This is a genomic window from Enterococcus sp. AZ163 (assembly GCF_050498925.1).
Taxonomy (GTDB): domain Bacteria; phylum Bacillota; class Bacilli; order Lactobacillales; family Enterococcaceae; genus Enterococcus_A; species Enterococcus_A ferrettii.
Genome location: NZ_JBIPAO010000001.1, coordinates 882,472 through 904,341, shown reverse-complemented (window position 1 = coordinate 904,341; position 21,870 = coordinate 882,472). Strand labels below are relative to the sequence as shown.

General features: G+C 37.5%; 17 protein-coding genes. 4 read left to right on the top strand and 13 right to left on the bottom strand.

Annotation, left to right across the window (positions count from 1 at the left end):
- Positions 1-4: 4 nt before the first annotated feature.
- From IGI46_RS04485 to IGI46_RS04465, 5 genes are all read right to left on the bottom strand, one after another.
- Positions 5-820: a PTS system mannose/fructose/sorbose family transporter subunit IID gene (locus IGI46_RS04485; protein WP_207703277.1), complete on the bottom strand. Its 816-nt coding sequence runs from the start codon at positions 818-820 to the stop codon at positions 5-7.
- Positions 821-829: 9 nt separating this feature from the next.
- Positions 830-1,591 carry a PTS mannose/fructose/sorbose/N-acetylgalactosamine transporter subunit IIC gene (locus IGI46_RS04480; RefSeq protein WP_207703278.1) on the bottom strand — a complete coding sequence of 254 codons (762 nt, stop codon included), beginning with the start codon at positions 1,589-1,591 and terminating at the stop codon, positions 830-832.
- 15 nt (positions 1,592-1,606) lie between these two features.
- On the bottom strand, positions 1,607-2,095 hold the full coding sequence (locus IGI46_RS04475; protein ID WP_429972975.1) for a PTS system mannose/fructose/N-acetylgalactosamine-transporter subunit IIB: 489 nt from the start codon (positions 2,093-2,095) through the stop codon (positions 1,607-1,609).
- Positions 2,096-2,123: 28 nt separating this feature from the next.
- Positions 2,124-2,525 (bottom strand): PTS sugar transporter subunit IIA, encoded by a 402-nt coding sequence (locus IGI46_RS04470; protein ID WP_429962252.1) that lies wholly within the window; start codon positions 2,523-2,525, stop codon positions 2,124-2,126.
- Positions 2,526-2,651: 126 nt separating this feature from the next.
- The gene (locus IGI46_RS04465) at positions 2,652-5,471 is read right to left on the bottom strand and encodes a sigma 54-interacting transcriptional regulator (RefSeq protein ID WP_429962251.1); all 2,820 of its coding nucleotides are present in this window, start codon (positions 5,469-5,471) and stop codon (positions 2,652-2,654) included.
- Between the two features lie 483 nt (positions 5,472-5,954).
- Here IGI46_RS04465 and IGI46_RS04460 point away from each other — a divergent pair, with 483 nt between their 5' ends.
- Together IGI46_RS04460 and IGI46_RS04455 are read left to right on the top strand one after the other, a co-directional pair.
- Positions 5,955-8,264: a MucBP domain-containing protein gene (locus IGI46_RS04460; protein WP_429972974.1), complete on the top strand. Its 2,310-nt coding sequence runs from the start codon at positions 5,955-5,957 to the stop codon at positions 8,262-8,264.
- A gap of 137 nt (positions 8,265-8,401) precedes the next feature.
- Positions 8,402-9,835 carry a helix-turn-helix domain-containing protein gene (locus IGI46_RS04455; protein ID WP_429972973.1) on the top strand — a complete coding sequence of 478 codons (1,434 nt, stop codon included), beginning with the start codon at positions 8,402-8,404 and terminating at the stop codon, positions 9,833-9,835.
- Here IGI46_RS04455 and IGI46_RS04450 read toward each other — a convergent pair whose 3' ends face one another.
- From IGI46_RS04450 to IGI46_RS04430, 5 genes are all read right to left on the bottom strand, one after another.
- Positions 9,836-12,391, bottom strand: coding sequence for an HAD-IC family P-type ATPase (locus IGI46_RS04450; RefSeq protein WP_429972972.1), 2,556 nt, complete (start codon positions 12,389-12,391; stop codon positions 9,836-9,838).
- A 514-nt stretch (positions 12,392-12,905) separates the two neighbouring features.
- Entirely contained in the window at positions 12,906-13,901 is a 996-nt protein-coding gene (locus IGI46_RS04445; RefSeq protein ID WP_429962247.1) for a choloylglycine hydrolase family protein, read from the bottom strand.
- Between the two features lie 365 nt (positions 13,902-14,266).
- Positions 14,267-15,601, bottom strand: a complete 1,335-nt coding sequence (locus IGI46_RS04440) for a hypothetical protein (RefSeq protein WP_429972971.1) — start codon at positions 15,599-15,601, stop codon at positions 14,267-14,269.
- A 473-nt stretch (positions 15,602-16,074) separates the two neighbouring features.
- Entirely contained in the window at positions 16,075-16,482 is a 408-nt protein-coding gene (locus IGI46_RS04435) for a hypothetical protein (protein ID WP_429962245.1), read from the bottom strand.
- 541 nt (positions 16,483-17,023) lie between these two features.
- Positions 17,024-17,632, bottom strand: a complete 609-nt coding sequence (locus IGI46_RS04430; protein ID WP_429962244.1) for a hypothetical protein — start codon at positions 17,630-17,632, stop codon at positions 17,024-17,026.
- A gap of 100 nt (positions 17,633-17,732) precedes the next feature.
- Here IGI46_RS04430 and IGI46_RS04425 point away from each other — a divergent pair, with 100 nt between their 5' ends.
- Together IGI46_RS04425 and IGI46_RS04420 are read left to right on the top strand one after the other, a co-directional pair.
- Complete coding sequence (locus IGI46_RS04425) at positions 17,733-18,305, top strand: TetR/AcrR family transcriptional regulator (RefSeq protein ID WP_429962243.1); 573 nt, start codon at positions 17,733-17,735, stop codon at positions 18,303-18,305.
- Positions 18,306-18,433: 128 nt separating this feature from the next.
- Complete coding sequence (locus tag IGI46_RS04420) at positions 18,434-18,604, top strand: hypothetical protein (RefSeq protein WP_429972970.1); 171 nt, start codon at positions 18,434-18,436, stop codon at positions 18,602-18,604.
- 471 nt (positions 18,605-19,075) lie between these two features.
- Here the strand turns inward: IGI46_RS04420 and IGI46_RS04415 are convergent, their stop codons facing one another.
- The 3 genes from IGI46_RS04415 to IGI46_RS04405 are packed head-to-tail and all read right to left on the bottom strand — an operon-like array spanning position 19,076 to position 21,746.
- Positions 19,076-19,399 (bottom strand): hypothetical protein, encoded by a 324-nt coding sequence (locus IGI46_RS04415; RefSeq protein ID WP_429972969.1) that lies wholly within the window; start codon positions 19,397-19,399, stop codon positions 19,076-19,078.
- 36 nt (positions 19,400-19,435) lie between these two features.
- Positions 19,436-19,720, bottom strand: a complete 285-nt coding sequence (locus IGI46_RS04410) for a hypothetical protein (RefSeq protein WP_429972968.1) — start codon at positions 19,718-19,720, stop codon at positions 19,436-19,438.
- Positions 19,701-21,746 carry an AAA family ATPase gene (locus tag IGI46_RS04405; RefSeq protein WP_429972967.1) on the bottom strand — a complete coding sequence of 682 codons (2,046 nt, stop codon included), beginning with the start codon at positions 21,744-21,746 and terminating at the stop codon, positions 19,701-19,703. The genes IGI46_RS04410 and IGI46_RS04405 overlap by 20 nt, the downstream gene beginning before the upstream one ends.
- Positions 21,747-21,870: the final 124 nt, after the last annotated feature.

Here is a 21,870-nt window from a genome sequence, read left to right as displayed (position 1 = left end):
CTTTTTATAAGATGTTGAAATAGGATCCGATTAGTGAAAAAATCAGAATTGCGACCACAATCGCAATGTAATTGTCTTTTTTCTTCAAATAGAAATACACTGAAAAGATTGCCAGTAAAGGCAGCAGGCCTGGAACAATCTCATCCAAAACGTTTTGGATCACAATCGGATCCGTATTCTTCACCTTGATTTCAGTAATGATCTCAAAGGTGATATAGCTTGCTGACAAAGCACCCATCATAAATAATCCCATAGCTGAAGAAGCATCAATCAACTGATTAATCAGTCCATCCTTTAACACTTTGTTAATTGATTTTGTTCCCAAATTGTAGCCTAAGCTGAATAGACGGTTACAGATCAGGTAGCCGGCAATTGGGAATAAGAAAACAATTACCCCACTTAACACATTTCCCTGAAGCGCCAAGGTTAAAGCCATTGAAAGAACGACCGTTTTCAACGTACCCCAAATCAGAGTATCGCCAATTCCAGCAATCGGTCCCATTAAACCAGTCTTCAAGCTGGTAATGGTTTCACTAGGAATAGTCACACCGTTGGCCTTTTGTTCCTCCATTGAGATAATTACGCCTAAAATCATTCCGCCAAACGTCGCTTCTGTATTGAAAAATTGCAGATGCCGCTCGATTGCCTCCACCTGTTCATCTCTTTCCGGATATAATTTTTCAATGCAATAGCTGATACTAGAAGCAAAAGGCACGGCCTGCATACGTTCATAGTTGCTGCCCAGCTCCGCAAAGGTATAGTAGCGGAAAAAGCTTTTATTCAAATCTTGTTTAGTCAGTTTAATCTCTTTTTTATCCATGTTGTCCTCCTAAGATTCATTCGCCACCGTTTCGTTTTTGTTGGTATTTAAGAAAATGAAAATCGCGACACACGCACCAAAGATAGACGCACCCATTGCATTCAGTTCAAAGTACTGTACCAAAAAGAAGGCAATGAAAAATAATGGCATATATTTACGTTTCATAATAACGGAAATAGCAATTGCAAACCCTAAGGCCGGCAAAATCCCCCCAGCCACTTCCATCCCATGCATAACCCATTCTGGAATGGCTGTAATAATTTTTCCAATGATCGTTGGTCCAGTTGCTACAGCCAGCAGCACAATCGGGAAGGAGAGCAAAAAGGCGACGGCCACTGGGAAAATCAGTTGATATTTTCGAACCATTTGTGCTGGATTTTTCTCAATCATGTCATCCAGCTTGTGAATACCAAAAATATTGATGGTTTTCTTCACTTCATACAACAAACCGCCGATAACTCCAAAAGGAATACCAATGGCCACAGCAGCACCAGGCTCTAGTCCATTTTGAATCGCGATAGGGATCGCAATCAATGCCGCCAATCCGCCATCTGCAGGTACAATGCCTCCTGGATAAATCATACCGATATACATCAGCTGGATTTGCGCTCCAATCAGCAATCCTTTGCTGGTATCTCCCATGATAAAACCTACAATAATTCCAGAAAGAATTGGTGTTGTAATAATTTCTGAGAAGGTGTAGCCTAATTCTGAAAATGCTAAAAATTGTAAAGTTGCACAAACTAAGGCAACGAAAATAATCTTATCCATCACTCATCCTCCTGTTTAACTGTAGAATTTTTCTAAGGCTTTTTCTAACGACATCGTTGGCTCTGAAGGCAAGACATTCAGATAGATAACCAGCTCTCTTTTCTTTAATTCTTCTAAAACAGCGACATCCTCCTTGCTAAAGGAAATGCCTGGTAAGATGGTTGTGCCTCCTCGTTTGCCCCCTAATCCGCCAATTTGAATTTCTTTTAGTGGAAATCCCAGCTTCGCTAACTCCAAGGCTGTCCCAACATCCTTTAGCAGCAGCAATACATTTCCATCACCCAGTGTCCCATCCGCTTGTTTTTGACAAATTTCGTTCACCCCATAAATATCGACCTTGATGCCAGCTGGTGCAGCCATTTCATAAACCTCAGCTAAAAAATCATTGCTAGCCAGCTCGTCATTTACAATAATGATTCGATTAATCATCATTTGCTTTACCCATTTGGTAACGACTTGTCCATGTATTAAGCGGTAATCCATTCTAATTAGCTTGATATCCATTTCAACTTTCCCCCTTTTTAACAGCTTCCTACCTTCTCAACAGTTTTTCCTGCAGTACACAAAAATTTTGTTCATAATTTGTTTTACAGATCGCCGAAAGCTCCGCTTCCTCCATTCCTTGTCCTCGAGCCTCCAATAATGTAATCAACAATGGAATATTTGCACCGGTAAATCCTATACAGCCATACTTTTTGATTAAAACACTAGAAACATTTGCGGGTGTCCCACCATACAAATCCGCTAAAAAAATGACTGGTCCGTCTACCTCCTTTAATTGCTGTTCAATTGTATCCAGATAGTCTTCCGGAGCCACCTCCTTCAATAAAGGGAACGTTTTTATCTTTTCGATTTTTCCATAAATCATCTCTGTACTTTCTACAATTGCTTCACATAACCGTCCATGACTGACGACGAAAATCCAACTATTCAACTCGTTCGCTCCTTTCCTCTCTCTACTTTTATATAAGCAAGCGCTGTGCCAAAAAAAGAAAAGGCTTTTCCCCTTTAGGAAAAGCCTTTTCTAAAACACACTAGTTATATCGCTTCTTTTTCTGTGTTAATCTGTGTCAAAAATTCCCATGATCAAACGAACCTCGGCTTCGGGAATCTGAAGCGGAAAGGCGTCTTCAATCAGCTGCAATGCTTGCTTTACTCGGTGGAACAGCTCTGAGCTTAATTCTTCTGAAGACGTTGCTTCAGCAAAGGAGAAGGGCTCATTCAAAATCAACCGTTCAATCATACAGCTTGTATGCAAAATGAAATTAATTTTTTTGTGACTTTCCAGCTCAGCCGGCACAAGATCCTTCAGCAGTTCAAAGACACTGCATAATACATCATAGGCCTTTTGCGGGTCTAAAAAATCCAGATAATCCGTTAAGAAATCGCGAACCATATAATTGGGAAGCTCTCTCTTAGGTTCCGAAACATGCGATTTATTTACAATAGCTTCCAGCCTTGAGAAGCCATTGCCGATAATCAATTCATCTACCGGAATATACGGTACAGCTGGTAAAGCCAAATCAACCGTCCCCACTACTGCCAGCACTTCACTTGAGTATTCCGTTTCATATTCCTCAGCCTTGATTCGATTATCGTGAGAAATCACTTGAATTCCCAGATAATTATTCTTCAACAAATAGTCTTCAATGATTTTGCAGATCCGCTTTGCGGTGCCCACTCCACTGATACAAGTAGTTACAATCTTGGTTCTTTTCTCATGGAAAAGCTCCTCTTCTGTTTCGCTGCCAACAGATTCGCCAACGAAGGGAAGAAAGCGACTAACACTATTTTTTAGTGCTGCTACATCTACTGGATTAACCGCACTTTTTCTGGCTGCTTCTAAAATTAACGGTGTGCCATAAATCTCAATACACTTTGTCGGAATACTGGTCGCTCGGGTAATCATCTTAGGAAAAGCCAGCAAGGAGCCCATGTCCGCAAAAATCAAAATTCCCTTACCTTCATTGATCTCCTTAGCTTTACTAACCACCTTTTCAAAAAATGATTTAACCGATTCGTTTAGGTCCATGTCCATTCCATGAACATAATCAATGTTCAGCAGCTGATTAACCGTCTGTGCCATGTATTTGGCCGTTCCATTCCCATGACATAAAATCAGAATCGCGACTTTCCCATTGAGTCGTTTTTCCTCATAATCACTTGCTAGAAAAGCTGTCAAAAAAATCATTTCCTCTTCGGGAATTTTGACCGACAAATACTCCTCCAGCATTTCCTTGACCATCGTCGCAGTTGCATAGATTTGAGGGTCTTGACTTAAAATTTCTCGCAATTCAGCAGGAGCCGTGTCTAAGCTGGTACCGTTAGACACACGCTCTAACAATGAACTAATGTGCAGTGTTAGCGAGACATAGACTTTGCGATCAAATTCCTTGGCTAACCGATTTTCTGCTGCTTTTAGGGCATGGTACACTGCGTGATAAATTTTTTTACTAACCAATTTATATAATTCATCATTGCCAATATCGATTTCATTCAACTGGTATTTCTCATTTAAAAATTCAGCATAATCGTCAATAAACAACGTAATCTCTTCGATTGTTCGCTGCCGATCCTTTTTCTTATCCTCACTTTTCAGATATAGATTTTTCATCTGTTGATACAAATGCTGATTGACAGAGTAGTCTTGAAGCTTATTCCTGCTGTTTTTGCCTGAAAAAATAAAATAATCCGAGGAATGATCACGAAAAATCGCATGCAGCGGCTCCCGATAATCCTTGTGATCAAGTGTACCTTCTTGAATATATTGGGGAATGTCAGAAAACTCTACTTCCAAATGCTTTCTGTCTTGAATGGAATAGTCTAGATAAGCACGGGCACACATTAGCTGAATATCAGCCTTCAGCTGGCCAACATTGCCCTTTGCTTCATATAATAAAAGTCCTTGAATAACATCCTTTGCTACATAGATGTCCTTTTCTAAAACCTTCGATTCAGAATTAAAAAACGCTTTGATTAACTGGAACTTTTCTTTGATTGACCGCTCCTTTAATGCAGGAAGATGGATCGAGAGGGGAATTCGTCGTAAAAATGTTCGAAGAAGCGTAGACTCGGTGTCCTCAGTCGTTGCACAAATAATCCTGACTGCGGCCTTAATTGGAGGGCTGGTATCGCCTAACCGATTGTAAACACCCTTATCCAGCAGCGTGAAAAGAATTTCTTGTCCCTGCGGCGGTAAGCGATGTACCTCATCTAAAAACAAAACTCCGCCGCTTGCTTTATCGATAATTCCCGCTTTATCCTCCTGTGCTCCAGTATAGGCTCCTTTGACATAACCAAACAATTGACCCAGCAGCAGCTGAGGATTATCTGAGTATTCAGCACAGTTGAAGGTAACAAATGAGGCCTTTCTGTTAATCATTTTGTGCTCAACTGCGTATGTATAAGTGGCCTCTGCAAAGCTGGATTTCCCCGATCCACTAGGTCCTGACAACAAAATATGTAACCCGTTTGGCGGATAAATAATCCCAGCCTGTGCTTGCTTTATCGGTAAAGAGAGACTGCGATCATTGCCAATCATTCGAGAAAAGGTCATGTATTTTTTTTCAAGTTCTGATTCAGTCTGTGTCGAGACCGTTAAATTTAAACTGCTCAGCTGGTGATCAATAACTTGATCCTCTCCATACAATGCTTGCAATTGTTTCACGGTAAAATAGCGCACAGGTCGTCCTTTAATTTTGATTACCGTTTTCTCACTGACTAAGCTATTCAAATCACGACTCGTGTTACTCCGATCAACCGAGGCTTGTTCCGCAATCTCTGTTGTTTCATAGCCGGAGAAACCCTGTTCGATGTCAGTTAGGGTCACAGTCTCACACATTTTAGATAAAGTAAAAAATATTTTATTCTTCCTATTCATTTTATTCCCCTCCCCTTCTATTTATTTTACATAACATTGAATCGTTTAGCTATAGACGCAGGTGACTTTAGCTAAACCTTCTTTTTGAACACTTAACAGATCTTTGGCTTACTGACTATCATGACAACCATCCGATTCATTTTTATAAATAGACGCGCTTTTCATTATTGAAAAAAATTTGTTCACTCAAATGAACTTTCTTGAGTATGGCCCACGAAAGATTTTCTTCTCCATTTGGAAACACCCAAAGTTGTTTTTAACGCATTTTGTTATTTCTTTGTTATTTTCAACATTATTTTCTGTTGCCTTCACGGGAAAAAGCTGTTAAAATAAACTCCGGCTATTCTCATAATATACTCATAAAATTATTTGCTTTATTTAATAGCCAAAATAAACTATCCCCATAGGACTGACTTCACTAGAACAGGTACTGAATTATTAGTAGCTTGTGTAGTCTGGATTATTCAAAAGGAGAAGATACAAATGAAGTGTATATTTATAAAGAGGAAATACCTTATTATCACGATTTTTCTACTTGCTTTAAGCTTAATAAACACCCTCTCAGCACATGCAGATGGATGGAAATACTACAATACTGGTGATACCGAGTTTGCCACCGGATCATTTCAACGCAGAAATGGCTGGCATACAGCTGAGTTTGAGTTTGATACCGTTCAGGTGTTTGCTTCTTTGGATAACCCTAAGAAAACAACAATTACCAATCCACAACCTGGAGAAGACTATCCGCTGCTTGTCTTTACCTTTGCTGGTGCCGGTTATACTCCCATGGAAGCTGACTTCAGCTATACTACGAGTAAAGATATCATGCTCGACAATTCTTTGATCGGTCACGTGTACACGACCTATTCCAATCTCGGCTTCACACAAATAGCTAAATTTGATAGCCCCAACGCAGAGTTAGTACGAACTTACGAAAACATCACTATCGAGTCAAGTGTTTCTTACTACCTGCAATTTGGAAGCGTAGATTTAACTAAAAGACCGCAAATAACTGTACGAAGAACCGCTACACTAGATGGCCATGAGTATACTTTGTATAATGCTGGTACTCCCTATCTTCATTCGGATCTATCTACCTACGATATGACTGGTTATGTGCTTGGTGGTCCAATCACGTGGCCCAGCGATGGTATGTATGGTCTTACCCGACTGACCGAACCCGGCATTCCTAATAATGGTGTTTACATTAAAAACTCTGCTGCAATTAGTGGTAAAAAGCCAAAAGCACCCGCAGGTCCGGTTACTGTACGTTATCTTGATGAAAATCAACAGCCCATCCATGACGAAAAAAAAGTTTATGGCCTAGTTGGAAATCCTTACGATGCTTCAACTGATGAATACAAATTAACGATTGACGGGTATTCTTTAGATGAGAGCAAACTGCCTGCAAATGCCTTAGGAACATTCACTTCCAACGGACAAATTGTTACCTATAATTATACAAAAAATAAGGCTGCAGCTAAGGATGTCACTATTCGTTATGTCGATCAGGAAGGGAATCAAATTCATGATCCGAAAACAATCAGCGGTTTCGTCGGGGACAGCTACGATGCTTCCAGTGATGAATACAAATTAGTTATCGATGGGTATACACTGGACGAGACTAAGCTGCCAGAGAATATCAGCGGAGCCCTCTCCGACCAAGATCAGACTGTTACCTTTGTCTACGCTAAAAACCAAGTGAAGGCTAAAGATGTCACTGTTCGTTATGTCGATCAACAAGGTAAGCAAGTTCACGATCCACAAACAATCAGCGGTTTTGTCGGGGACAGCTACGATGCTTCCAGCAATGAATATAAATTAGCTATTGATGGGTATGCATTGGATGAAACTAAGCTGCCAGAGAACATTAACGGAGTCCTTTCCAACCAAGATCAGACTGTTACCTTTGTCTACACTAAAAATCAAGTGAAGGCTAAAGATGTCACTGTTCGTTATGTCGATCAACAAGGTAAGCAAATTCGCGATCCACAAACAATCAGCGGTTTTGTTGGCAATAACTATGATGCTTCTTCTGAGAAATACAAATTAGTCATCAGTGGTTATTCACTGGATGAGAAAAAACTACCACAAAATATCAAGGGTACTTTCTCTGATAAAGAGCAATCTGTCACCTTTGTTTACGCTAAAAACCAAGTAAAGGCCAAAGACATCACTGTTCATTACGTCGATTCAAAAGGCAAACAAATTCACGTTCCACAAACGATCAGTGGTTCTATCGGAGATAGCTATGATGCTTCTGTGGACAAGTACAAATTAGCCATTACCGGTTATTCATTAGATGAGAAAAAACTGCCAGAAAATATCAAAGGACTCTTTTCGGATAAAGAACAGTCTGTTACCTTTGTCTACAAAAAAATAGATGATCCAGTTCCAGCTAAAAAAGGGACTGTAATTGCTCAATATATCGATGAAACAGGTACGCCACTCATTCCAGAGGAAGCTCAAAGTGGATCGCTAGGCGAAAAGTATACTACTAAAGCAAAAAGTATTGATGGTTACGAGCTAATCCAAAGCAAGCTTCCCGAAAATGCGGACGGCTTCTTTACTGAAAAGCCGATTACAGTCACTTACGTCTATGCCAAGCAGCAAAAACCAGTAATCACTGACAAAACTACCCACACTCCTACTGGTAAAGAAACACTGTCCACTTATTCAAATACACTGCTCCCAAAAACTGGTGAGAATAAATCCATTGTTCTTACTTTGTTAGGATTAGTAATTTTGATTTTTGCAGGTGTGTTTATTTATAGAAGAAAGAATAATCAGTAACTTAAAAAACAACCTAGCCCCCTCTTGGAAGATGGCTAGGTTGTTTTGGCCTTATCATAAATTGCACTAAACTATGTTGTTGAAAATTGACCCTTCTCCGGTTTATTCGTATTCTTATATCAGAAGGATGTGTTTTCATGTATTCATTACTGAAAAAAATTATCACTGAAAAAGATATCCACCGACAGGTTTCCTTATTGGAGCAGCTCCTCAATCATCCAAACATCACGGCAAAGGAGCTTTCTCAGAAAATCCATACAACCCAACGGACAATTTTCTCCGATCTACAGCTTATTCGCGACCAGCTGCCGCCTGGCTGGCAAATTGATTCTAGCAGTCAAGGTATCCAGCTGATTAATGAGGAACAACAGCTGGCCAATGACTTATGGTCGTTATTTCTCCCGCAATCGGTCAGTGTTCAGTTTATTAAGTCCCTATTTTTCACCAAAGAATTGGCTACAGCCAGATTCCTACAGGAAAATGGTCTTTCACTGGAAACCTTAAAACGGCATACGGCAAAGATTAATCAGCATCTGAAGCCCTATCATATTCAAATCAAACTAACAGCTAAAACTGCTCAGCTGCTAGGCAATGAAAGTGCCATTCGCATCTTTTTCCATCGCCTGCTGACGCCCTTTACGCATAACAACTATTTCTTTGAAGACTATGCGATTCACGAAGAACACTATTCGCACTATTTGAAGCAGCTTACGCAGTCGCCCTTAGCGATAGAAACCGAGCAAATTTTTGGCACCTGCTGGTTTTTTATTAACACTATTCGCCTTAAAATTAATTGTCGAATGGACGATTTTACCTTCAATAAAAACGATCCTTTGTATCAGTTTTATCAGATGTCCCTGACTGAGTTGTATCAAAAAGAAGGGGTCTATTTAAAAGAAGAAGAAAGCTTTTTTGCCTTTTTCTGTTTCCTGGAAAGCTGGAATTACAACAATTCCTTTGGTGAAGCAATTGACTTGGCCCAGCATTATCCAACGTTAGCTGCTGTTGCTAATCAATTGACGGAACAGGTTGCCAACCAAACTCAAATTTCCCTGCAGCAATCACAGCTGGCGGAAAATCTTTTGCTGCTCTTGTTAAAATACAATGAATCCACCTGGCTGTCAGAACAATTCCAATTGGAATATCAGGAACTGCTGACAGAGCGAAAAGACGATGATCGCTACCGGAGTGACGAGGAGCTTTTGCCGATTCTTCAACCCGTTCTGCAGTTGGACAATCCGGTTTATTTGCTAAACTTGATCTCGCTTCTGGAGCAGCAAGCCTTGTTTGCCCTTCAGCCACAAATTATGACCGTTTATTTTATTTTTCAAGGCGAACCAGCCTGGAAGGTTTTTCTCCAGCAGGAATTAACTGACCTGTTGGGCCGACGGGTTCATTTGCAAAATCTTGAAGCCTTGCAGCTGCAGAATACTGCCTTCGAACCGCAGGATATCATTGTTTCCAATATTCCTTTGGAAGCTATGCCGGTGCCCGTTGTTTATATCTCGACGATTCCCACAAAAAATGAGCTGCGGCAATTAACCGAGCTCACTTTAGAACACTATCTATAATCAGCTAAGATCACTGGAGGTTTGGCTCTGACTGCGGATAATTCGTTTAGTCAGGCCTTTTTCCACTTCAACAATCAAGAACAGCAGCGCTGCATTGGCAAAAATAATTAACTGCTGTGTGCCGCTCAAAGTAGTCGTTCCAACCCATTGCTGCATAATTGGCAGAAATAATACGGCCGATTGCAGGACTGTTAAGATGCCCAATGAAATAAACAATGGCCGATTCTGGAACAAGCCTTTATTGATTGAAGGATTGGTCAATTCCCGACAATTAATCATGTAAACTGCTTGGGCCAACACAATATTTTGCAGGAGAATCGTCTGCTGTAATGCTTGCCCTTCAAATCGCATCGCCAAGAAGTAAGCTGGCAGCATGATCAACAGCGAAACATAAATAACTCTAAACAAGCTGTAGCCAGTTAAGATTCCTTCACTGGCATCCCTTGGCGGCTGGTTCATACTATCCTTGCCCGCCTTTTCGAAGCCTAGAGCATAGGAAAGCGTAATAGTCGTGACCATGTTTACCCACAAAATTTGAATGGGCGTTAATGGCAAAGGCCGGTTCATCAATAGAGCAAAGATGACTATTAAGCCCTGTGCTAAAGCTGTCGGCAGAAAGAAATTGATCGTTTTCTTCAGATTGTCAAAAATTTTCCGGCCTTCCTTAACGGCTTTAGCAATGGTATGGAAATTATCATCCGCTAAGACCATATCCGCCGCCTGCTTGCTGACCTCGCTGCCTTTAATGCCCATCGCAATACCAATATCGGCTTTCTTCAGCGCCGGCGCGTCATTCACACCGTCACCAGTCATACCAACAACTTCACCGTTGTCCTGCAGAGCACTAACAATCCTTAGCTTGTGCTCTGGTGTTGTTCGAGCGAAGACATCCACCTTTTGAACCTTTTTTGCCAATTCCTTATCACTTAACAGATCGATTTCAATTCCCTCTAAAACCGTATCGGTATGCTTCAATCCGATTTCTTTCCCAATGGCTTTAGCGGTATCCTTGTGATCTCCCGTAATCATTTTCACAGCAATACCAGCGGTTTGACATTCTTTTACTGCTTGAATTGCACTAGCTTTTGGCGGATCAATGATTCCAGCTAAGCCGGCGAAGGTTAGGTTCGTCAAGGCTTCATGTGTCAGTTCCTGTTTTTCTGACACCTGTTTAAAAGCAAAGCCCAAAACCCGTTGCCCTTGTTGCGCAAATTGTGAAGCCTTCTTCTGCCATTTTTGTCTTTCTCCTGTCGTTAAATTCGCCTTATCTAATAAAACCTCCGGCGCTCCTTTGACAAACATAACTGCCTGATCACCTTCTGAATGAAGCGTCGCCATGTATTTATAGCTGGAACTAAAAGGAATTTTACTTTTAACTGTCTTCAATGCTTCTGTCTGATCTTGGTCTTCCACGTAATGTAGTAAAGCCAGCTCAGTCGGATTTCCTTTTAATTCTGCAACTGTTTGATTATCCGTCAGCTTTAGTTCTTGGCAATTATTCATGATTTCCACTACTCTTGCCTGCTCATGAGTGGCTACATTTACCACAGTCATTTCATTTTTAGTCAGGGTTCCAGTTTTATCTGAACAAATTACCGTCATAGAACCCAGTGTTTCTACGGATGGCATACTCTTGATAATCGCGTTTTCCTCAGACATTTCCTTAACACCCATCGACAAAATCATCGTCAATACGGCTGGTAATCCCTCAGGAATCATTGCCACAATCAATGCGATCATCGCCGAGAACATCAACTGCCACTCCATCCCATAACGGAAGGTGGTAAAAAACAGCAGGAAGATAATCAGCACAATAATGCCCCGAAAAATCTGCCGGTTCAATTGATGGATCTTCTTCACTAGCGGTGTCGTTTGCTGCTGAACGGACTGCAAGGCCTGATTGATTTTCCCAATCTCCGTCGCATCCCCCGTCTCAACCACAACCCCAAAAGCCGAACCCGTTTGAACCATGGTTCCTGAAAAAGCCATATTCTTCTGGTCCCCAGCAGGCACATCATCTGACAGCAGAGCTGTATTTTTCTCAGCCGCTTCTGACTCACCCGTTAAGATCGACTCTTCAATCAGCAAATCATGAACTTCAATCAAGCGAAGATCCGCCGGTACCACATCACCAGCCTTCAATGCCACAATATCTCCTTGAACCAGCTCCTCAGTTGCAACCGTCTGTTTGGTTCCATCAATCAGGACCACCGCTTCTTGGCCCATCATCTGCTTCAAGCCATCCAGCGATTCCTCCGCCTTACGCTCCTGCCAGTATCCGACAAAGCCATTCACGATAACCACTAGAAAAATAATTCCACCTTCGACATACTCACCAGTCACAAATTTCAATATTGCCGCTGCCAACAAGACCAGCATCAATAAATCTGTAAAATGCTTCAAAAACTTTTGCCACGGCTTCAGCTGCTGACGCTCCTGCATTTTGTTATAGCCATGTTCTTCCAGCCGCTGACTTCTTTCCTCTGGAGATAATCCAGCTGTCGTTGTATTTATCTGTTTCATGATGTCCGTACTTTTTACTTGATACCACTTCATGAGACATGCCCCCTCTTTTGTTGATAATCTAAGTATAGGGGCAATTGACGACTGATAATGGTCGATAATTTCAGACGACTGTGAAAAAAGTGGAGGTTTCTATCTCTTTGTTTTAAAAACACTTATTCTGTTCGCTCTTTTTTAATAGAGGAAACATGGTAGCTTTTTTTACGACAATAAAAGGAAGTAATGAAGGACAACCCAAAGCTGCAGTCCGCTAATACTGAGTGCAATTACTCTATTTTGACCTTACAAACAAAAAAGACACTTTCCAGTGCCTTTAACCTTCTGTATAAACAAATTAATGGTTTAAAAATCTCATGCTATGTCTGTAGGCATTTCGAGGTCATAACTAAATATGATCTATTCAATAGCTGACATTGATTACAAATCCTAAAAAAGTTTTACCTCTGTTCCTCGATCTAGACAAAAATAGGTGAATATCTCTTACCTAATTCAATTTGGTATTTAAAACAGTCCCTGCATCTATATAAAACATTTCAAATAGATTAAACTATTTTTCTGAAACAATGTTCATGTCTTGCTCAGATAACACTTTAAACTCTGCTGGTTCAGTCAAATGATCAAGTAATGTATCAGTCAATTCAATCTTTTGAATTCGATTATTTTCATAATTAGAAAAATAATAGGTACGACTTTCACTGCACATGGCTGCTACATATTGGGTATAGTCAGCATCACCATCTCTTTGAATGACTACACCCTTTGGTATCCTAACAGTGTTTAGAACATGCCAACAGTTGGATACAGCTTGTTCCTCACCCGCAGCCTTTTCAATTGCATACTTGAAAAACACAGCACGTACAAAACGAGAAGGAGGGGTAAAATCTCCAGGTAGACCAATTGATCCTGATCCTTGCCCAAAAGGATGAATTTCTCGATTCGCCACATGCTTATTTTCTACTTGCTCCGGAGCTATGTTGACATAGTTATTTAAATTCTTGAGATGCCAATTTAATTCAGGACTATTTGTCATAACTCCGACTGGATTTTCTTGAATTTTCAAATTTAAGTCAGTTGGTTCAATCACTACAGAACGACCAGTGGTATCTGTCAGAATCCAATGTAACGGAGTCACTATACCTAATAACGGAACATCAGCTTCTACAATACAAATATTATTGATGTTTTTTTCTAGTTCAGCAATATTTTTGTATTCAGTCAAAATTAATAAAGGTATTTCATGTGGTGCAACAGACACTTTTCCTTCAATAGCCACTTTACTATAGTTAACTTCATCCGGAAAATACAAAGATGCACAGCTTAGCCCATGTTCATTTACACCATCTGCAAAAAAATATTGCCCTAACTTTCTGCCTGCCCCAACAAATCCATATTTTCCAACTCTGACAGTTCTTTCAAAATCACTTTGCCATTTATAATTTCTAGGGCACACAACTGGGTTGCCTTCTAATTCAAATCCAAAATCCATCGTTCTCGCTAAGAAATGTTTTTTTTCGGTTGACTCGCTTGTAAAACTAGTACACATAATAATTCCTCCTACATTTAAAAAAAGAGACTTAGCAACTCATTTATTCATTTTTCAAAATAAATATTTTACGTTCTATACGGTATCTAATGATCATTCTCAAAACCTTATGTTTTCTTTTTAAATCGACTGACACTGATGATACTATTCTATTTGCCAGCACGAAATTGAACAAAACAATACGTCGGTACTAGTTCTTACTAAACTAGTACACTATCCAACCCCTTAGAGTGAAAAAAAACATTACATAAAGTAAATCAGAAAATATTTTTACCAATACTCACATCTGAGCTACTTTCTATTGTACGTGACGCACAATAGACAATTTCCCCCGAAAAATAATCCTCACTTTTCGATTTCACCATCTAAGTAACTGCCCCTCCATGCTTAGAGACAGTTAAAATAATTTCTGTTGAATACTGAATTTGCTCATACATTAATTCCATTTCAGGCTTTATGTACTCACGATGTACTTGAAATAAGAATTCAGGCATAGTAATCATTGATACATTAGGAATATTCCGTTTAAAAATCGGCATTCCTTCACCAAAATAAGGAGTTTCATTAGCATCTAAAAATTGAATAATATCTTTTGTTTGGCTTTTTTTTAAAATTTCAGAAACGATTACTTGTTGGTGTTGATTAGAAGTATATAAGTAATTCGTTTCCGGGGAGTCAGTTTGAATATATTCATTTTTGCTATTATCATATGATGCTAAACACCCCAAATGTTCTAACGTTAAAGAAAAGATAGCTTTCAAATGTCCTTCTTTTCCATCCCATAATTCTGGAAATTTATCCAGCCAACGACCGGTTGCTTTGTTTTTAGGTCCACCAATTTGGTCTTGTTGAAAGTGTCCGCTGACAAACGAAAAGACGAGTGTTTGCGGCAATTCAATGCCATTTTTTTTGAAAAAAGATAGCATACTCAATAGGGCAATTGGACCATTTTCTTCAATTGCATTAGGACCGTCAGTATGCGTTGTGATTAGTATAGACTCTTTTTTTTCTGACGAAGTTCCTGGTATTGTTACGTAAAAGGTTTCAGTCGGGCTGTCTAATGCATACGTCCCTGTCAAACATAAAGTAACAGGTTCTTTTTTAGTCAATTTCTTCAAAACTTGCTTATTTGCTGCAGATATCCAGACTGCCGGTATATCTAGGTATGCATTCGTAAATGGTAATACTTCATTTTCTGTTAATTCAGAACTGACTTCATCCCAAACAAATATAACTCCCGCTGCTCCTTTCTCCTTGGCTTTCTTAATAAGTGACAGAGCCATTCTTGAAGCAATAAGTGGATGGCTTATCACTCGGTCTAACAACTCAATTTTCCCATCCTTGCGCATCGAAATATCAAAAACAACAATTTTATCAGATATATCTTGAGTAAATGTCCTGTCCAAAAAAACAATGTCCTTTGTAATGCCTGCCTCTGGTGTTAATCCTGAATAAGGAAAGTATCCACTTACCTCAATACTCTCTCCCGCAACATATACGTTATATTTTTCAGGCTCCCAATAGTTAAAATAATGCGTTTCTGATACCGGACTAAAGCCAAGATCATTAATTTCATTTTTTAACCACGAAATAAATTGTTGGTGGCCTTTACTACCAGTCAATCTCGGAGGGAAATTATTTAAAGTATTTTGCCATTCAATCAGCTTTTGATAATTGTCACTTGTCCAACTCGCATTCATTTCTAAATAACTCCTATTTATCTTCTTAATTTCCAACAGATGCATCATAAAATTTTACAGATTTCTACTAACTATAAATACCCTGTCTAAAAAAATTAAAAGCTGCTATTGCTATTAAAAGGATAGCTGCTCCTTCTAGAAAAAATTTAGCCATTGAATCTTTTTCATTCAATCAATTTTTTACAGTCTTACTACAATTCAAAGGAATAGGGTGTTTAAATTACCAAATTTTATCTGTCCTTTTCGTTTTACTAACGTTAATTAAGTACATTATCCTTCACTTAATTCCATTAGCTGACCTATTGTTTATTTTACGTAGTTATTTCGTTAGTTACTTATTGACAAAGAACCTAAACTATTCTCCCGCAAATATTTAAAAACGCCTAAGCCCTTAGTTTTCGTTCCAGGCTTAGGTGTTTGTTTATCATTAAACTCTCTAGAAAATTCCTCTTATCCTGTCAAAATATTTTCATTTATTTCTGTTCTAATTTTTCAGCTTTTTTAAGAATTTTTTTGGCTTCGTGTAAGGCTTTTTGTTGTTCTAAATAACTCTTAGCTTTACCATCAGTTTCATTCATGTTTGTCAAAGTTTGATCTAATTTGTTAAACTCCTCATCAATTTCTTGAGCGAGAGTCAATTCGTCTTCCGTTGCATAAACTACTTCGTCAACATCTCTTGTAACCTCTTTATCTACTAATTTCGCTACTTTTTTTGCTTTTCTGATAATGACTCTTATTTCATGGATAGCCTTTTCTTGTTCATAAAAATAGTTGATCTTGCTCTCTGTTTCGTCCATTTTTTCTAAAGTTAGCTCTAATTCATTTATCGTACGATTAATCTTAGTTAATACATTTACTTCTTTTTCTTCAATTTTTGACATTTTATTTTCCTTCTTTCAGTATTTATAGATGTTTTCCAATGACCAGCTTATACGTATCAATCTATCCAAATAATTATTAAGTTTGGCATACTCATCAACCTTATGTAGCAAATCTGGTTGCCTAAGACCAAACATAACAAAATCAAATGGCTTACTCTTGGTAAATTTAGCCGCCTCCGTAGTTCTCACAACTCTTAGAAGAGACATGTTATTACCTATTTTCTGTTGTTGAGTCTCTTGAATTGTCTTATTTAACCGAGAATCTTCAACTGATTTAATGGGGATTTTATTACAATCAATTATCACTGTACTTGTTTGTCTTTCTCTAAAGTCAATTGATCCATTGTTCTGCTTCTAGTTTGCCAATTTCAACTACTAAATTACTTCAATTTTTTTCATAATCGATTGTGCTTGAACTTACTCCCCTGCTCTGACAATAATTTTAGCAACTACAAAGTAAACGTCTTTTCGTTGCCATTATTGACGCGCTTATAAACTACTAAGTCATTCTTTATTAGTCATGTTGATTGCTCCTTTTCATTTATTTTGATGGTTTTAAATGTTTCAATCTATCAACCAGTTCCTGTTGCTTCGCTTCTGCCATAGCTTTCCACTTAGCCTTTTTTTCTTTTTTCATTTGAGCATGAGCTTCTTTGGCTAAATGTTTTTCAAGTTCTTGATTTTCATAGATTTCTGTTTGAACATCAACATAACTTTTTCTAATAATTCTTACTGCACCATTTTTCATTAATTGATGGTCCAATAGCTCAGTATTAGTCTCGTCAATAATGCTAATCAAAGCCAATTTATCTGCTTCTAATTCTTTTCCTACTTGCTTTAAAATACTTTGGTTGTCATCCAGTTCGTCCAAATCAAAACCAGAACCAATTGTCATACCCAAACCACTTCCTAAAAGGATACCAACAGGTCCACCTAAGATACCAATTAACCCACCTATTAATCCGCCAGTCGCCCAATTCTCTTCGTATTGACTTAAGTCAAAGCCATCTTTTATTTCTAATGACTTACCTGTATTCTTAATAATTCCAGCTGCAATAATACCTAGTGATTGACTGTCCTGTTTCAATTCAGATAGACTTTCGTAGGTTTGACTCTCTTCATTAAAGATTGCAATTACTACATTTTTCATTGTTGCCACGTCCTTAAAATTAGTATTGGTTCCTTGTATGCTTTATAGTACAATATGACTAGACAAAAAAGAATGTACAAAAAGGGGCTATGGTGTAAATTTGGACACACACGATAAACTGTACACAAATCATTCGTATAATTTAAACGAAAAGCAAACCAACAGTCATAAGCATTTAGTAAGGGCCCTCTACACATTAGTAAGTAAACACTCTTTTGACAGTATTTCTGTTAAGGATATTTGCAAAGAAGCAGGTGTTAGCCGCTCCAATTTTTACAATCATTTTGAAGATAAATATCATTTATTATTGTTTTATCTTAAAACTCTCCATCTGGATCTCCAAAGTAAATTAGACTTTACTGAAACCCATATGATCTTTGATGAATTTTTAATCCATATTTATACACACCGTGAGTTTTTCCGTTCCTTGATTTCGTATCAAAATGGCAGTGAATTACGCCGCCTTTTGGAGAGCTCCCTTTATGAAAATATCAAAAATTTTCTATGGAAAAAAACTACATTAGCTGACCAGCAAACTGAAAGTTCTTTAACGGTCCATGCCGTATTTTTAACAGGTGGCATCAGCTGCACTATCCAGTGGTGGGTTCTAAATGATTTTCCAACCTCTCTTCAAGAGATGAGTCAAATGATTAATAAATTTGTCACCCATTAAAAGAAAAAAACATAAAGGTTCAGAGCCAATTAATTTTGCTCAGATCCTTTATGTTTTTTTGCACTAGAAAATTTTTGCATGGAACTTCAAATAATGACATACAACTTATTTTACGTTAAGCTCATTCAATGAATACACCTGGAATGGAACTATTTTCCGATAAGGCTTTCTCTGCGTTAGGAGAAATACCTCAAATAAATTATTTCTCTTCTATATCTAAAGAATCTCCTTCCTCTTTTGATCGTCTCTCTGAAACTACAGCTTCGTTAAACACATTGGATTTTCAGGAGCTACCATAAAGTATTTTTACATTTGACATGCAAGAATACTGGGGAATCGATAGTAATACAAAAAAGACACCTTCCAAAAAATGGAAAGTGCCTTGAAATCTTTGATATAACAAAGATTAACGTTTTGAGAACTGTGAAGCTTTACGAGCTTTCTTAAGACCTGGTTCGACTCCCTGTTTTTTGAATTTGCTTGGAAAAGCCTTAGTGTCAATGGATTTAAGCTATATAACCAGTGAAAACTTTAACTGTTTTCAGATTATTTGAAAGCAATGGTGTCAACTTTTTATAAAATACTGCGAGCTGAATCGTTTACTTAATCTTGCCAAGTTAACATAAATATGAATTCAAGACTAAAAAAACTCAAAAATGGAACTTAGTACATCCTATTCATCATCACTATCACAGTACCCGTAGATAACAGAAAATTTTTATACCATCATATATCACACTTGATATAATTTTTATTGTCAATTTTAATATTTACCATCCAATCTCGGATTCCGCAACTCCTATTTGTAATAAATACTCTTTGAAATCTTGGACGAAGTCATCTTCCTTATCTGGCGCGTTACCATCCTGGCTAAATCTTTCAGTAGACTCCTTCCAATAAAAATCAGAACTATATTTTTGATCCAGTGAATTCCATTCTGCTTCTCCCAGAAATGTTACTTGACCAACTATCGTTTCTATTTCCCCAGTCTCTTCCCACGTTTCTTCATTTATGATTGGAACCTCTACACTAAAATCATACGTTTTTTCGAATTCGTATAACTCGAAATTATTTTCATTACCTATTTTTACCATTTGCTTTACCCTCTAATTTCTAGTAATCTATGAAATTTAATCGTCTATAACAGGAAACTGCGCCTGCACTTCTTGGCGAATATTCTCAACATTATTTGAAAAATCAGAAATTTTTTGAATAATTTGTTGCACAATCTCTTTTTCAATGGGATTACGAATTTCCTCCAACTCTTCAATACTGGGAATCGTAACATCTTCTTCTGATTCATAAATAGTGTTTAATATCATTAATAAATCATCTCTAGAAAGATTTTCTGGTTCCACATTTTTTTCACCAACAACAAAATTTGCTTTTCCCGAATTAACTATCAAGACTTGCATATATTTCTCCTTTCTTATTATATGTTTCTATTCCTGCCTCCATCGCCTCTACAAATTTTTCATAGCTACTTTCAACTATATTTGAGTTTGTAGAAATAAGATGGGAAGAAAACTCACCCGTAAGTACACGATACCCATTTTCTTTATCTTTCGTAGTCACTATTAGATAATCCGGCTCGAGTAAAGCTCCCAATGTTGAATTATGAGTAACTACAAAGACAGTGCTATTTTTAGATAAGTTCCGTATAGCATCTCTTAATTCTTTTCGAATGTATTCATTATCAAGAGAAGCTTCTGGTTCATCTATCAAAATTATTGGTTTTGTTTTTGCTGTATCTAATCTCAACATTAAAGCGAACCCAACAGCCTGTCCACCAGATGCTGGGACACCATCTGAATCTAACAAATCAACTTCTAAATGTAATAGATATCTCTCTAAAATAGAGGAATTAAAAAAATTCATATTTTTCAAATTATTTAAGAATTTAATGTACTGCCCATTATTATAAGGAATAAATAAATCATCTTGAACCGCTTCTTTTGTACCACAATCTCTTCTAAACTGACTGGCATTTGTAAACGGGGATAGCTTTACAATTATCTGATACCCATATATTTTTTCTTTTTTTAGTTCAGTTTCACAAACAATATTTCTCATAAAGTTGTTAATTTCTTTTTCAGTCTGATTTTTTTGAATTACTCTTGAGAGCTCACAATCAACAACAGGGGTAATACCAGTTTTTGACTGTACTATTTTTTTTACAGAACCAAGTATTTCGTTCACTTTTTTTCTAATTTCATTATTTTGTAGTTTCTGAACAAATAAATTTCTAACCTCATTGTAAGTCTCAATAAAAACTTTCCTTTTTTCTTCTGAATCATTCAACAACTCCCACAAATCTTGACTATTAATTAGTTCAGCTAAGTTTTTTAAATGGATTTCTAAGTTTTTTATAGAAATTTTTTCAAAATTTGATTCTTTGATGAGTTGATATTTAGATGTTGAATTACTTGCAGTTACATCTTTAGCAAATTGCTTTACACTCTCAAGAAAGAACTCTACGTCTTTGTTCAAGTCTTCTTCGGTATCTTTAAGAAAACTTTGAATAGCAGATAGTTGTGTGCCATAATGATTCTTCCAGACATCTAGCGCATTCTCCCCTTGTACTTTCCGTTGTTTTTCAATGAAGCTTTTAGCATTGGATGTTTCAAACTGGGCTATCTCATATATATCTTCACGTTCATAGTATTGTTTTATCGCTTCTAAAAAAGTAGTTTTTCCAGTTCCTCGCTTGCCTACTATCAAATTTAGTCCTGTTGAAACAGTATGATTATCAATATCAATAATGTCTCTTAAATAATCTGCATTAATTCCTACTTTGTCTTTATCTGATATACAATTCTTTATTTCTTGGAATGAACAATTATCAATTTGCAAGAAAGTATTCTTATTTTTTAATACCTCAATATTTCTTCTTTTTTCCTCTGGATCATTATCATCAGCGTGAGCATCACTGAATAGAACTGGTGTCAATCCATCTTCCATTTTATAAAAGGATTGAAATTTTAACTGGTTTGTTACTCCACCAACTGCGCACACTTTAGATAACTTTTCTGGTACCGATAAAGAATTACTTTTTCCTAGTTCAAATATGTAAATTCCATTCTCCCAATTATTCATGTTTTCACAAAAATCTTTAGTGGATATTTTCCCCTTCTCACCCAATCTTTGACTCTTTAACCAAATAGATAGTTTTATAAGATTAGAAATATCCTCTTCTGGAAAAATAATATTTACATGACCGGTCTCAAGACTTAGTTCAATACCCGGAAACACTCTGGTCTCCGGCAAATCTTTCTTCACCTTTAAGAAATTACCTTCATCAAATAAATCATGATTAGTAATGGCTATTGCATCTAATTCTGCTTCTCGAACGTAATTTCGTAACCATTGTGATGAATATGAAAAATCGTAGTCTTTATCACTAGAAACAGTATGAATATGAAAATCAATTTTCTTTACCATTATCTATCCTCCAAATGATCCAATATAGCTTATTATACAATTGTGTTATCTATCACAACCGAGCGGACTCTTTTTTAAAACACATGTCTTTTAAAAGAATATCATAAAAAATGCAATAAATCTG

Excerpts from the sequence above, each read along its gene's own strand:
- IGI46_RS04485 (WP_207703277.1), bottom strand. The coding sequence starts at position 820 with ATGGATAAAAAAGAGATTAAACTGACTAAACAAGATTTGAATAAAAGC.
- IGI46_RS04480 (WP_207703278.1), bottom strand. The coding sequence starts at position 1,591 with ATGGATAAGATTATTTTCGTTGCCTTAGTTTGTGCAACTTTACAATTT.
- IGI46_RS04475 (WP_429972975.1), bottom strand. The coding sequence starts at position 2,095 with ATGGATATCAAGCTAATTAGAATGGATTACCGCTTAATACATGGACAA.
- IGI46_RS04465 (WP_429962251.1), bottom strand. The coding sequence starts at position 5,471 with ATGAATAGGAAGAATAAAATATTTTTTACTTTATCTAAAATGTGTGAG.
- IGI46_RS04460 (WP_429972974.1), top strand. The coding sequence starts at position 5,955 with ATGAAGTGTATATTTATAAAGAGGAAATACCTTATTATCACGATTTTT.
- IGI46_RS04455 (WP_429972973.1), top strand. The coding sequence starts at position 8,402 with ATGTATTCATTACTGAAAAAAATTATCACTGAAAAAGATATCCACCGA.
- IGI46_RS04450 (WP_429972972.1), bottom strand. The coding sequence starts at position 12,391 with ATGAAGTGGTATCAAGTAAAAAGTACGGACATCATGAAACAGATAAAT.
- IGI46_RS04445 (WP_429962247.1), bottom strand. The coding sequence starts at position 13,901 with ATGTGTACTAGTTTTACAAGCGAGTCAACCGAAAAAAAACATTTCTTA.
- IGI46_RS04440 (WP_429972971.1), bottom strand. The coding sequence starts at position 15,601 with ATGAATGCGAGTTGGACAAGTGACAATTATCAAAAGCTGATTGAATGG.
- IGI46_RS04435 (WP_429962245.1), bottom strand. The coding sequence starts at position 16,482 with ATGTCAAAAATTGAAGAAAAAGAAGTAAATGTATTAACTAAGATTAAT.
- IGI46_RS04430 (WP_429962244.1), bottom strand. The coding sequence starts at position 17,632 with ATGAAAAATGTAGTAATTGCAATCTTTAATGAAGAGAGTCAAACCTAC.
- IGI46_RS04420 (WP_429972970.1), top strand. The coding sequence starts at position 18,434 with ATGAATACACCTGGAATGGAACTATTTTCCGATAAGGCTTTCTCTGCG.
- IGI46_RS04415 (WP_429972969.1), bottom strand. The coding sequence starts at position 19,399 with ATGGTAAAAATAGGTAATGAAAATAATTTCGAGTTATACGAATTCGAA.
- IGI46_RS04410 (WP_429972968.1), bottom strand. The coding sequence starts at position 19,720 with ATGCAAGTCTTGATAGTTAATTCGGGAAAAGCAAATTTTGTTGTTGGT.
- IGI46_RS04405 (WP_429972967.1), bottom strand. The coding sequence starts at position 21,746 with ATGGTAAAGAAAATTGATTTTCATATTCATACTGTTTCTAGTGATAAA.